Annotated in this window: 10 protein-coding genes and 4 tRNA genes; 5 read left to right on the forward strand and 9 right to left on the reverse strand. The window is 58.3% G+C overall.

The genetic code is table 11. The features are described from left to right. Positions 1–47 precede the first annotated feature (47 nt). The 3 genes from amrS (at position 48) to KI235_RS21890 (ending at position 3,992) form a co-directional block, all read left to right on the forward strand. Positions 48–1,532 (forward strand): AmmeMemoRadiSam system radical SAM enzyme, encoded by a 1,485-nt coding sequence (gene amrS / locus KI235_RS21880; RefSeq protein ID WP_027911508.1) that lies wholly within the window; start codon positions 48–50, stop codon positions 1,530–1,532. Next, complete coding sequence (locus KI235_RS21885) at positions 1,529–2,674, forward strand: PLP-dependent aspartate aminotransferase family protein (RefSeq protein ID WP_003204351.1); 1,146 nt, start codon at positions 1,529–1,531, stop codon at positions 2,672–2,674. The genes amrS and KI235_RS21885 overlap by 4 nt, the downstream gene beginning before the upstream one ends. A 61-nt stretch (positions 2,675–2,735) precedes the next feature. Next, positions 2,736–3,992, forward strand: coding sequence for a PLP-dependent aminotransferase family protein (locus KI235_RS21890; RefSeq protein ID WP_003204353.1), 1,257 nt, complete (start codon positions 2,736–2,738; stop codon positions 3,990–3,992). 67 nt (positions 3,993–4,059) lie between these two features. On the opposite strand, the gene KI235_RS21895 is transcribed toward KI235_RS21890, so the two are convergent. The 5 genes from KI235_RS21895 to KI235_RS21915 all read right to left on the reverse strand — a co-directional run bounded on the left by KI235_RS21895 (position 4,060) and on the right by KI235_RS21915 (position 5,377). Then, on the reverse strand, positions 4,060–4,692 hold the full coding sequence (locus KI235_RS21895) for a LysE family transporter (RefSeq protein WP_003204356.1): 633 nt from the start codon (positions 4,690–4,692) through the stop codon (positions 4,060–4,062). 272 nt (positions 4,693–4,964) lie between these two features. After that, positions 4,965–5,040, reverse strand: a tRNA-Gly gene (locus KI235_RS21900). Between the two features lie 3 nt (positions 5,041–5,043). Beyond that, positions 5,044–5,119: transfer RNA gene (locus KI235_RS21905), tRNA-Glu, on the reverse strand. Between the two features lie 104 nt (positions 5,120–5,223). Then, positions 5,224–5,299: transfer RNA gene (locus KI235_RS21910), tRNA-Gly, on the reverse strand. Between the two features lie 2 nt (positions 5,300–5,301). Next, positions 5,302–5,377 (reverse strand) — tRNA-Glu (locus KI235_RS21915). 371 nt (positions 5,378–5,748) lie between these two features. Between KI235_RS21915 and KI235_RS21920 the strand changes: the two genes are divergently transcribed. Beyond that, positions 5,749–6,507: a hypothetical protein gene (locus KI235_RS21920; protein ID WP_003204357.1), complete on the forward strand. Its 759-nt coding sequence runs from the start codon at positions 5,749–5,751 to the stop codon at positions 6,505–6,507. A gap of 75 nt (positions 6,508–6,582) precedes the next feature. On the opposite strand, the gene KI235_RS21925 is transcribed toward KI235_RS21920, so the two are convergent. From KI235_RS21925 to KI235_RS21935, 3 genes are all read right to left on the reverse strand, one after another. Continuing rightward, the gene (locus KI235_RS21925) at positions 6,583–8,550 is read right to left on the reverse strand and encodes a methyl-accepting chemotaxis protein (protein ID WP_003204359.1); all 1,968 of its coding nucleotides are present in this window, start codon (positions 8,548–8,550) and stop codon (positions 6,583–6,585) included. 110 nt (positions 8,551–8,660) lie between these two features. Next, on the reverse strand, positions 8,661–10,049 hold the full coding sequence (locus KI235_RS21930) for a PLP-dependent aminotransferase family protein (RefSeq protein ID WP_212795298.1): 1,389 nt from the start codon (positions 10,047–10,049) through the stop codon (positions 8,661–8,663). A gap of 204 nt (positions 10,050–10,253) precedes the next feature. Then, a complete protein-coding gene (locus KI235_RS21935) occupies positions 10,254–11,015 on the reverse strand; it encodes an SDR family oxidoreductase (protein WP_003204364.1) in 762 nt (253 codons plus the stop codon). A 226-nt stretch (positions 11,016–11,241) separates the two neighbouring features. Between KI235_RS21935 and KI235_RS21940 the strand changes: the two genes are divergently transcribed. Continuing rightward, positions 11,242–12,246, forward strand: a complete 1,005-nt coding sequence (locus KI235_RS21940) for an NADP-dependent oxidoreductase (RefSeq protein WP_003204366.1) — start codon at positions 11,242–11,244, stop codon at positions 12,244–12,246. Positions 12,247–12,367: 121 nt separating this feature from the next. On the opposite strand, the gene pyrF is transcribed toward KI235_RS21940, so the two are convergent. Next, complete coding sequence (pyrF, locus tag KI235_RS21945) at positions 12,368–13,066, reverse strand: orotidine-5'-phosphate decarboxylase (protein WP_003204369.1); 699 nt, start codon at positions 13,064–13,066, stop codon at positions 12,368–12,370. Positions 13,067–13,165: the final 99 nt, after the last annotated feature.

Below are 13,165 nucleotides of genomic sequence, written 5' to 3' on the forward strand. Positions count from 1 at the left end.
TCAACCGATGATATTGACAGCAACTTCCGTGATGAGGAGTGAGAAAGATGGACACTACAAAAAATAAAAACTGGACCTTGGAAAGCAGCCCGGCAAAACTGGAAGAAATACTCCCAGGGGGCGTCGTCAAGTGTCATCTTTCCCCGCGAAACTGTGTCATACAGGAGGGCAAGGTAGGTTTTTGCAAAGTGCGCGGAAACCGTGGCGGCCGACTCGTTACATTGAACTACGGCAAAGGCGTTCACAGCACGGAAGAAACGATTGAGACCGAAGCCGTTTTCCACTTTGCGCCTGGAGAGCGGATCCTGTCCCTGGGCAATATCGGCTGCATGCTCAACTGCGGTTATTGCCACAACTGGAAGACCTCGCAAGCCAAGTACGTCACCGACAAAGACGTTTACTACTACACCCCTGAACAAGTTGTGGAAACCGCACTCAAGCACGGAATACGCGTCATTTCCTGGACGTATAACGATCCCGTTGTCTGGCATGAATTCATCCTCGACACGGCAAAGCTGGCCAAGGAAGCGGGCCTGATCAACCTGTATAAATCGGCGTTCTTTATCAGTGAAGAAGCCATCGACGAATTACTGCCGGTCATCGATATTTTCTCGATTTCGCTGAAATCCATTTCCCCGGAATACTACCGCAAGGTCACGACCGGCTGGGTAGAACCGGTCCTCGCGGGCATCAAGAAGGTCTATGACGCCGGCAAATATGTCGAGGTCAGCACCTTGATGGTGACCGACATCAGCGACGACGAGGAAACGGCCCGGAAAATCAGCCAGTGGGTATTGGATGAGCTGGGCCCGAATGTGCCGCTGCACTTCGTCAGGTTCCACCCCGATTACAAAATGAGCAACAGCATCCGCACCCCTGTGGACCGGCTGCTGAAGGCTCGGGACGTAGCTCGCAGCATGGGCGTTGAGCATGTCTACCTGGGCAACGTGAATGATGTCGAGGGAACCAACACCAGTTGCAACAACTGTAACGCCCTGCTCGTCACCCGCTACGGCTTGAACGCTGAAATCATCGGGCTGGACAGCAAGGGTTGCTGCTCTCAATGCGGGCACGATGCGCATTTCAAATTACTGGGCGAACACCAGGCGAACGCTCCAGTCGAGCTGCGAGAGGACGCGCTGAGCGCTTACGAGAAACGCAAGTTCGAGTGGCATGGGGATATCGTGTCGCTGCACGCCCAAGTGCTCAATACCGAAGATTTCGAACAGACCGTCTACCTGCGGCGCAACTATACGGACGGGCACAACAGCGATTGGAAATCACTGACGCTGCGGCCGCATGAAAGCTATCGATTCATTATTGCCAAGGCACGCATCGATGAAACCGGTCCTGAGGTCTGGCTCCCCAACGGAGTGAACTCGAACCTTCATGAAGTATTCGACAGGGCTCACTTCCCCACGGAGTCGATTGAAGAGATTGGTATTTCGCAAAACGACATTACCCCGACCATTGGTTACGAGGGCAAGCAGAATATGTATGAACAGGTCATCAAACTGGTCAGCCAAGCATGAAAGTGTCCACTGAAATACTTCATATCAAGGTCGATGACCGGGACGCGCGTCCTTCGGTCACGCCTATTTATCAGTGCAGCGCCTTCAGCGCCGATTCGGCCTTCTTCTACTCAAGGAAGGCCAATCCCAATGTGACCGAATTGGAACAGGTTGTCGCGTCCCTGGAGGGCAGCGAATATGCCCTGGCCTACAGCACCGGGATGAGCGCCATCTACATGGTGTTGGAACTGTTGAAACCGGGTGCTTCGCTGGTCATCAACAAATACATCTATGGCTGCTCTTATAAATTGTTCCAGCGCTATGCGGCACGTATCGGCGCACACCTGACGATTCTGGATCTCACCACACAAGATGGGTTGAATGCCCTGCCGGCGAACGTCGACATGGTCATTTTCGAAACACCGACCAACCCGTTCCTGAAAGACATCGATATTCATGCGGTCAGCCGGGCCGTCAAGCAAAACAACCCGCAAGCACTGGTGGTGGTTGACAACACCTGGGCCACGCCGATATTTCAGAAGCCGTTGAATTTTGGCGCCGACATTTCACTGTACAGCGCAACCAAATACTTCTCCGGGCATAGCGATGTCATGGGTGGCCTGGTTCTGGTCAACAGCGAAATGATTTACAACCGCCTGCTTGAGGGTCGCTTTTATTCAGGCACGATATTAACGCCCAATAGCGCATGGCTGCTTCGCAGAAGCATGCAGACGTTCAACCTGCGCATGGAAAAGCACAGCCAGACGACAGCAAGCATGCTCAACTATCTGCGCGAGCTGCCTTTTATTGAGCATGTCTATTATCCACGCGTCGATGGCAAACAACTGACCGGTTACGGCGGCATTGTGTTTGTTGATATTCGGCCCGACCTGGTTCCCTTCTACAAAACGTTCACCAGCACGCTCAAATGGTTTGGCACGGGCACTGGAATGGCCTGCGTGACATCAATGGTTGCCCAGCCCTTCAGTGGCAGCCATGCCTCGATGACAGATCAGGAAAAAGCGGACATGGGCATCGAAAAAGGCCTGGTTCGATTGTGCTTTGGCCTGGAGGACCTGGATGACCTCAAGGACGACCTGCTGCAGGCATTCGAAGCCATGGAGAGGCAGGTCGATCAAGAACGCTCACTCGATCCTGCGTAGCGGGTGTTGATCATGAGCAACGGGCCTTCAATGGCTCGTTGCTTTTTATGGAGAAGCGAAAGTGTCCAGCGCATTCGAAAGCACGATATTCGACGACCCCATCCTGAACGTCATCCACCTACTGAACTCCATTGCCCAAGAGAACCCGGAGGCCATTTCACTGGCCTCCGGTCGACCCGATGATGAGCAGTGCGACCCTTCGCTCATCGACAGGGGCCTGGCCCAATACAAAGATCACGTTGCCGGCACCGAACAGTCACTTGCGACGCTGCTCTGCCAGTATGGAAAAACCTCTGGAATCATCAATGAAATAATCGCCAGCCATTTGCAGGTGGATGAAGCGATCAACGTTTCCGACCCTGAAAGCATTGTGGTGTGCATGGGCTTTCAAGAAGCCTGCACCTTGACGCTCCTGTCCATTTTTGAAGGCAGTGGGGTTTTATTGGTACCTGACCCGGTGTTTTCCGGCATCACGGGTATCGCAAAACTGCTGGGTATAAAAATAGTCCCCGTCCCCATGACGACCTTTCTTGATCCGATCGCCCTGCGCAGGCTCATTGAAGCGCTGGAATCCAGAGGTGAAAGAATCAAGGCGCTTTATGCGATTCCTGATTTCAGCAATCCTACCGCCGACAGCCTTTCCCATGACAACAGAAGAGCCATGCTCTCCCTGGCCGATGAAAAGAACTTTTTCATCCTCGAAGACACTGCCTACCGCTACTTCAGGTACGAAGGCGATGCCATTGCGTCCATGAAGTCCATCGATAGCCGCCGAGTGTTCTTGCTGGGCTCGTTTGCCAAATCGATTTTCCCGGGCTTGCGCATGGGCTATGTGGTCGCCCCAGAGGGCACTGGGGTCATGTCCTTCAGCAGCCGATTGTGCAAAGCCAAAAGCCTGATCACGGTGAACACCCCTGCCTTGTGCCAAGCGGTTGTCGCAGGCCTGCTGATCGAGCACAACTACTCGTTGAAAGGACTGAACCAACCCAGGGTGCTGTCTTATACAAAGAAAAGAAATCACATGCTTGAATGCCTTGAGCGCGAATTTCCATTCAGGATCGGCGCTCAAAGAGCGGTCAGCTGGAATCATCCGGCAGGCGGCTTCTTCATCAATGTGCAGCTGCCTTTCGTCTTTGGATATTCTGAAATGCGCGAGTGCGCCAGGCTGTTCAAGGTGATTGTATTTCCCACCACCTTGTTTTCGCTGATGAATGAGGCCACCACCCAGGTCAGGCTGTCGTTCAGCAATGCAACCGCCTCGCAAATCACCCAGGCGATAGGCCGTTTCAGGGCGTACGTCGAGTTCAGACTGCAATAAAACGTCCCCATGCAACGCAGGGGAGATACCAGGCTTATGCCTCGCTCAGCGAGGCATAAGCTCCAGGTCAGGTTCCCGTGGCGAGCATGACGCCAGTGGCGACCTGGTAGGCTCCCAGGATGGTGATGGTTGCCCCTGAAAAGTAGTTGATCAGCCTGAGCTTTGATTCGGCAATCCGCGCCTTGAAAATGGAGGAGAACCCACTCAACCCCAGCCACCAGGCAGCCGAGCCCAGGAAGATACCGGTCACCATCGGCAGCAAGGCGTGCTGGCCGCCTTGGTCACTGGCCATGCCGTCACTCAATGCGGCAAATATCGCGATAAACGACAAGATGGTCATGGGGTTGGACAGCGTCAGGAACAGCGTGGTCGAGTAGGCTTTGAACATATTGGCCCGCTCGCCCGCCATGGCCGTCGAGCCGCCCTTCGATCGTATTGTCTGATAGCCAATGTAGGCGAGGAACAGCCCTCCAAAGATACACAACCAGGGTTTGAAGCTGATGAGCGTCGCAATGATGGCCGTGACACCCAGGGCACCGATGAATCCATAGATCGAATCGGCTGTGGCCGCGCCCAATCCCGTCGCGAAACCGGCTCTCCACCCAAGCATCAGACTTCGCTGTATGCACAACAGCCCAATGGGTCCTACAGGGGCTGCAATGCACAGCCCAATGACCATCGATTTAACGAAAATCAGCATAAATGCATCTCCAGAATGGGTACTGGAAGGTTAGGAGAAGTGCATTTCTTTAGGAATGAACTATTAATCTTCCTAAGCGTTTTCCCTTAAATTTTGCAGGAAGTATTCTCACCTCCCCTTCAATATTAAGGAAAATCGTCGCCAGCCCCCGCAGACAACGCAAATCGATGGTTAAAGACCCTTGAGCGCCGGATACATAACCTTGGGCATTGAAATGGCTTTTTTACGCGCATAAAAAAACGCCGCTCAAATGAGCGGCGTTTTTTTGAATTTGGAGCGGGAAACGAGACTCGAACTCGCGACCCCGACCTTGGCAAGGTCGTGCTCTACCAACTGAGCTATTCCCGCAAATGGCGTCCCCTAGGGGACTCGAACCCCTGTTACCGCCGTGAAAGGGCGGTGTCCTAGGCCACTAGACGAAGGGGACACGCTGCCCGGAACACATGGTGTGTGTTCCAGTGCCCAGACCCGCCTCCGAAGACTTGGTTCTGGTTTCACTCAGCCCTGCCCGAAAGCAACGCTGTTTAAAATTGGAGCGGGAAACGAGACTCGAACTCGCGACCCCGACCTTGGCAAGGTCGTGCTCTACCAACTGAGCTATTCCCGCATTGGCGTCCCCTAGGGGACTCGAACCCCTGTTACCGCCGTGAAAGGGCGGTGTCCTAGGCCACTAGACGAAGGGGACACACGTACAACATTCACTACTTATAGCGTTTGGCTGAGTGCTTTACGCTGTAAGTGGCGCGCATTCTATGGATGGATTGAAGGGTCGTCAACCCCCAGATATAAATTTATTTAAATCAATGACTTCGCCCGGTTTGGAGGCGATCCGGACATTTTGCCCGCCCGGTCTCTGACGCCTATATTCTGTCACCCGCCGAGACGCTATAGTCGCGCCCGGCAAATGATGGCAATGTGCACCCACCCGGTTATGCTTCCCATAAACAGCACGACGCCCGTCTAATCGCGTCGCTCGGGCCTATGCGCTTAAAAGCCAAGCCACTACACTCATGACATGCGTACCACAATAAAGAGGTCTTACCGGTGACACCACTCATGATCACCCTGCTCGTCGTAGCCGGGATCGCCCTGTTGATCGCCATTGGCTACATGAACCACGTGGTGGAAAACAACAAGCTGGAAAAGGCCCGCACCAAGGTAGAACTCAACGACCGCATGCGTCGCTGTGGCGAGCTCACCGAAACCTTCCCCGGGCAATTGATGACCCCGGCCCTGAAGTTGTTGATGACGCGCCTTGAGATGAACGTCTGTCAGCGCTTGCTGAACCTGGACAAGACCAATTCCGCGGTCAAGGCACGCCTGGACGAGTTGAGCGCACTGGCCGCCCAGGGTGAATCGATCCCGGTGAACAATCCACCGGCACCGATCCAGACCGAAGCCAAGGCCAAGGACGTACGGTTTCTGCTCGAGGCCTTGCACGGCCAGATCACCCGCGCCGCCCAGGACGGTTTCCTGCCGCCTAACGAAGCCAAGCGCTGGATTCGCGAAGTGCGGCACATCCTGGTGCTGCTGCACATCGAGTTCTTCAACAACCTCGGCCAGCAAGCCCTGCAGCAAGAACAACCCGGGCAGGCCCGCCTGGCCTTCGAGCGCGGCGTGCAGTACCTGCGCAAGCAACAGGAACCCCAGGTCTACGCCGAACAACTGGCCTACCTGGAGAAACTCCTGGCCCGCGCCAATGCCCAGGTCCTGGCCAGCACCCAGCCGGTCGAAGGCGAGGTCAACCAGTTGACCGAAGGGCTGAAGGACGCCGAAGTCAACGACGAGTGGAAGAAGAAGAAGGTTTACGACTGAGGATTCATTGTCGGATACGAATCATTTGTGGCGAGGGGATTTATCCCCTCGCCACAAGGGGTTGCGTCGTCTTTGTCACAACTTGAAATGCCCCACCATCCCTTTCAGCTCAACCCCCAACTGCGCCAGCTCGATGCTGGAAGCGGCATTGCCGCGCATCGCCAGGGAGGATTGATCGGCACTGGCGCGAATGCTGGTGACACTGCGATTGATCTCCTCGGCCACCGAACTCTGCTGCTCGGCCGCCGCCGCGATCTGTTGGTTCATCTGCTGGATCAGTGATACCGCCGCCGCAATACTGCCCAAGGCGCTTTCGGTCTGCAGTGCATCGCTGACCGCCATCTTCACCAACTCGCCGCTGCTCTGGATCTGCTGCACGGAAGCCTGGGCCGCTGAACGCAAGGCGCTCACCAGTCGCTCGATCTCCTCGGTGGACTGTTGCGTGCGCCTGGCCAACGCCCGCACCTCATCGGCCACGACCGCAAAGCCCCGGCCCTGCTCCCCGGCCCGGGCCGCCTCGATAGCGGCATTGAGCGCCAACAGGTTAGTTTGCTCGGCCACGCTCTTGATCACACTCAGCACCGTGCCGATGTTCTGGATCTCGGCGCTGAGGCTTTCGATGCTGGAGCTGGCCGACGTGGCCGAATCGGCCAACTGCTCGATGCGCACCATGCTCTGACGCACCACTTGCTGGCCGCTTTCGACCTTGTCGTCGGCAGTCTGGGCCGCTTGTGCGGCTTCTTCCGCGTTGCGTGCCACATCATGCACAGTCGCCGTCATCTGGTTCATCGCCGTGGCGACCTGCTCGGTTTCCTCTTTCTGGCTGCTGACTTCCAGGTTGGTCTGTTCAGTCACGGCCGACAGCGACTGGGCCGAATTGGCCAACTGCTCGATACCGGCCTGCAGGCCGCTGACGATACTGCTCAGCCCCGCGCCCATCTGTTGCATCGCCTGCATCAACTGACCAATTTCGTCCCGGCGCGTCACTTCGACCGTGGCGCTCAAGTCACCCGCCGCAATCTGCTGGGCCACGCGAATGACACTGCGCAGCGGCGTCACGATCAGCCGGGTTATGACCCACGCAGCGATCAATCCCACCAGCAACGCCAGGGCCGACGAACCGATGATCAGCAGTGAATTCTTCTTCAGTTCGGTCTGCATGGCATGGTCTTCGGCACTGAAGGCCTGGTCAACCCGCGCCACCACTTGATCGGCCCGCTCGTGCAGTTGCTGGTAGACGACTTTTTCCTTCGCCAGCAGGCCGGTGTATTCGGCCAATTGTTCATTGAACCCGGCGATATGCCCGGCCACTTCATTCAGCACGGTCTGGTAACCGGGGTCCTTGACGGTGGTCTTGAGCACTTCGGCCTGTTTCATCGCCTGCTCGGCCTGTTCGATGCTGCCTTCTGCGGCGCCCTCGACATTGCCTTTGCGGCTCTGGTCCAGGCGGACCCGCGCTTCGTTCATGGCCTGCAACATCAAGCGTGATACTTCGCTGACCTGGTTGGCCTGCTCGATGAACTCGGCCCCCTCCTTGCCCTCGGAATCTTTCAAGGTATAGGCGCCGTCATCCGCCAGCCCGGCCTGCAACACATCCAGGTTATTGGCGACGCTGGACACCGACCAACTGGCCATTTCCAGCGCCAGGTCCTTGCTCTGGCTCAACCCGACAAATTCGTCGAACGCCTTGCGATACGCGGCCAGCGCCTGCTCCACGTCGTTCATCACCGGCACGTTGGCAGCCGACTGCACCTTGAGTTCGTTCGCCTGGGCCAGCAGTCCATCGACGCCCTGGCGCAGGGCATCGGCCGTCTTGGGATCGGAGCGCGAGGCGTATTCCTGCTCCAGCAGCCGAACCTTGAGCAACCCGCTGTTGAGGGAGGACATCTGTTTCAAGCCATCGAAGCGATAACTGATGGTCTGCAGGGACCAGACACCGATGGCCGCGACCACCGCGGTCAGCAACAGCACCAGGACAAATCCGATACCCAGTTTCTTTGCCATACCCAGGTTGGCAAAACGTCCTTGCACGGCCGAAATCATTGCGCTCAGTCCTCTGCCAGTGTGTGTTGATTGCAGATTCGCAACGAGACGCCCTGCAGCACAAGATGCTGGCGTCGGAATAATGGCAAAAAGCTACAGCCGCGTCGTTTTCAGGACACTAGAGGTCGATCCAGAGCCGCGGCCCGGAAGAACGCCTGCGCCCTGGGGTCACGGGCATACGCCACGTTGATCCGTAGCCAGTCGCTGTCGGCGCCCGAAGGGCTGAATGCGCTACGCGAAGACAGCAGCACGCCGGAACGCCTGGCCAGACCTTGTACTCCAGCGTAGTCACACAATGGCGGTCTTGCCCAGATGAAAAGCCCGCCGGCCGGTTTGCCGAAGACCTCCCAATCGGCGTCTTCCAGAACCTGCAACAGCGCCGCCATATCGGCGCCCAGGCGCTGCCGCTGGCGCTGGACCAACTTGCGATAGGCACCATTGGCCAGAAGGCAGGCAAGGACCGACTCACAGAACCGCGATCCACCCATGCTGGTAATACCCTTGACCTCGCTCAGGCGCGCGATGATGGAGGGCCCTGCCACCACGAAACCGACGCGCAACGAACTGCTCAGGGTTTTCGAGAAGCTGCCCACGTAGACCACCTCGGGGTCCAGTGCCGCCAGCCGGGTCCGTGCCGAGCTCTGGAAATCGCCATAGGCATCGTCTTCGATCACCAGTACGCCGTGTTCCTTCGTCAATTGCAGCAGCCGTTGAGCAACAGCCGGAGCCAGGCTGCTGCCAGTCGGGTTATGGCAGGCGCTGTTGACGAACAGCGCAGTGGGCCGGTGCATCGTCAACAGGTCTTGCAGCGCATCGACGTCCGGGCCGCGCGGGGTCCTGGGCAATTCGATCATGTCGATGTCGTGCAACCTGAGCAGGTCGAACAGGCTTGAATAGCCGGGGTTCTCCACGACCACGCAGGAACCCGGCGGCAACAGCGTCCGTACGATCAGGTCCAGCCCGTGGGTCGCTCCGGTGGTGGTCAGGATCAGGTCTTTATCGGCCTCGATATTGAATTGTTTCAAGCGCCTGGAAAGTTGCTCACGCAGGGCGGGCAGCCCCAACGATGTGCTGTAGTTGAACAATCCCGCCATGTCGGTGCGAGTGACCTGACGGATCGCATAGCCCAGGTCATCGCTTTCGCGCCAGCTCTCGGGCAGCCCGCCACACCCCAGCTTCAATTCCCATTGCGAGCTGTCGCCCCCGTCGGCGAACGTGTCCTGCTGTCGATTCTGATCGTTGGGCTCGGGCCCGGGCGACGGGGGTGGTGCGACAAAAAAGCTGGAACCATGGCGGGACGCCAACAGGCCCTGGGCGACCAGGCGTTCACACGCTTCATTGACGCTGGACTGGCTGAGCAGGTTCTCCCGCGCCAGTTGACGGACGGATGGCAGCCGAGTTCCCGGTTGCACCGCATCCTGTCGGATCCAGCCGGTCAGCGCGTCGACGATTTGCTGCACGACAGGCACCAGGGCCTGTCGGTCGATTCTCAACTCCATGAGTAACCAAGCTCCTAAGCGTTTGTTTTATTTCCGGAAACAGTTAAGCACAGGCCGCTATGGGACGATGTACGACAACGTCGCCAAAACCGTCGATTCTCACCCTTTGAAACACATTGAGGGCCGTTCCGAGGTTTTTTCGGCCCTACACGAAAAAGCCCGCAACCAGTGCGGGCTTCGTCCTACAAGCTGAGGGACACGTCCTCAGAACGCCGTGACGCCGCCGTCCACCGCCAGGGAATGGCCCGTGGTGAAAGCCGCCCCGTCGCTGCACAAATACAGCACGGCGCTGGCGATTTCCTCGACTTTGCCGATACGTCCCACCGGGTGCATGGCGTTGGCGAACTCGCCTTTTTTCGGGTCCGCTTCATAGGCACGACGGAACATGTCGGTGTCGATCACCGCCGGACAGACTGCATTGACGCGAATCTTCTTCTTGGCGTATTCGATGGCGGCCGATTTGGTCAGGCCGATCACTGCATGCTTGGACGCCGCATAGATGCTCATCTTCGGCGCCGCCCCCAGGCCCGCCACCGAGGCCGTGTTGACGATCGCCCCGCCGCCTTGGGCCAACAGCAATGGCAACTGGTACTTCATGCACAGCCAGACGCCCTTCACATTGACCCCCATGATCGCGTCGAACTCATCAAGGGTACCGTCGGCCAGCTTGCCCTTCTCGATCTCGATCCCGGCGTTGTTGAAGGCGTAGTCAAGGCGACCGTAGGTCTTGATCACCTCGTCCATCAGCTGCTGCACATCGGTTTCCAGCGTCACGTTGCAGCGCACGAACACCGCTTCGCCGCCCGAATCACGAATCGACTGTACCGTGCCCTCGCCGCCCGCCACGTCCAGGTCGGCCACCACCACCTTCAGGCCCTCTGCCGCGAACGCCAAGGCAGTGGCCCTGCCGATGCCAGCGGCGGCGCCGGTAACCACGGCGACCTGTCCGGAAAACGTCATGCTCATTGTCTGTTCCTCGAAGAATGCGGGAGATGCCGCCAGTCTAGTCACAGGTCCCGAGGACGCGGCAGCACTATCCAACTGCCGTTTGAGCACTCATGGGCGCCAGTGATAAGCCCCCCAGGCGAACTATCACTGTGTTGGATCGAACTGCATTCGCTGTACCAGCAAACCTTGCGACAAATGCTTCGAAGGTCTATCAACAAGGCTTCATTCATCTTGAGTGCCCGCCATGACTGCCCAGACCAATCGCCAGTTCCTGCTCGCCAAACGCCCGGTAGGCGCGGCGACCCGCGAGACTTTCACCTATCAGCAAGTACCGGTCGGCGAACCGGCAGCCGGCCAGATCCTGGTGAAAAACGAATACCTGTCGCTGGACCCGGCCATGCGCGGCTGGATGAACGAGGGCAAGTCCTATATACCGCCGGTCGGCATCGGCGAGGTGATGCGCGCATTGGGTGTCGGCCAGGTAATTGCCTCGAACAACCCGGGGTTCGCGGTCGGGGACTACGTAAACGGTGCGTTGGGGGTGCAGGATTATTTCCTCGGCGAGCCAAGAGGTTTCTACAAGGTCGATCCGAAACTGGCTCCGCTGCCACGTTATTTGTCCGCCCTGGGCATGACGGGCATGACCGCCTATTTCGCCCTGCTGGACGTCGGCGCGCCCAAGGCTGGCGAGACCGTGGTGCTCTCAGGGGCCGCCGGTGCGGTGGGCAGCATCGCCGGGCAGATCGCCAAGATAAAAGGCTGTCGCGTGGTGGGCATCGCCGGTGGAGCCGACAAATGCAAGTTCCTGGTCGATGAACTGGGTTTCGACGGCGCCATCGACTACAAGAACGAAGACGTCCACGCCGGCCTCAAGCGCGAATGCCCCAAGGGCGTGGACGTGTATTTCGATAACGTCGGCGGCGACATCCTGGATGCCGTGCTCAGCCGCTTGAACCTCAAGGCCCGCGTGGTGATTTGCGGCGCCATCAGCCAGTACAACAACAAGGAAGCGGTGAAAGGCCCCGCCAACTACCTGTCGCTGCTGGTCAACCGGGCGCGCATGGAGGGCTTCGTGGTCATGGACTACGCCGCGCAGTTCGCCGCCGCCGGGCAGGAAATGGCCGGCTGGATGGCCAAGGGGCAGCTCAAGAGCAAGGAAGACATTGTCGAAGGGCTGGAGACATTCCCCGAGACACTGACCAAATTGTTCAGTGGGGAGAACTTCGGGAAGTTGGTATTGAAGGTCTGACACAAAACAACTGTGGGAGCGAGCTTGCTCGCGATGGGGCCGTGTCAGTCAACATTGATATGACTGACATACCGCTATCGCGAGCAAGCTCGCTCCCACATTGGGGATCTTCGGTGTTTGGTCAGGCCAGTTCGGCCACGACCGCCGCCAGCGCCTTGGCCGGGTCGGCGGCCTGGCTGATCGGGCGACCGATCACCAGGTAATCGGCACCGGCGTCCAGCGCCTGGCGTGGGGTCAGGATGCGACGTTGGTCGTCCTGGGCACTGCCCGCCGGACGAATCCCCGGGGTCACCAGTTGCAGCGACGGGTGAGCCGCCTTCAGGGCGCTGGCCTCCAGGGCCGAACAGACCAGACCGTCCAGGCCGGCCTTCTCCGCCAGCGCCGCCAACCGCAGCACCTGCTCCTGGGGCTCGACGTCCAGGCCGATCCCGGCCAGATCCTCGCGCTCCATGCTGGTCAGCACGGTCACGCCGATCAGCAACGGTTTCGGGCCGCTGCGCTGATCCAGCACTTCACGGCAGGCCGCCATCATGCGCAGGCCACCGGAGCAATGCACGTTGACCATCCACACACCCATCTCCGCAGCCGCCTTGACGGCCATGGCGGTGGTGTTGGGAATATCGTGGAACTTCAGGTCCAGGAACACTTCGAACCCCTTGTCGCGCAGGGTCCCGACAATTTCCGAAGCGCAACTGGTGAACAGTTCCTTGCCGACTTTGACCCGGCAAAGCTTGGGGTCCAACTGGTCGGCCAGCTTCAGGGCGGCGTCACGGGTGGGAAAATCCAGGGCGACGATGATGGGCGTCTGGCAGGCGGACATGAGCGGGCTCTCAGGCAAGTCGAAATCGGCGCGCATTGTAGCGGAACGAGCGCCCGTGCGGGACCCGATGATCGGTAAATCTCATCGTCCCCCTGCAGC

The organism is Pseudomonas sp. St386, assembly GCF_018325865.1.
Classification (GTDB): Bacteria; Pseudomonadota; Gammaproteobacteria; order Pseudomonadales; family Pseudomonadaceae; genus Aquipseudomonas; species Aquipseudomonas brassicacearum.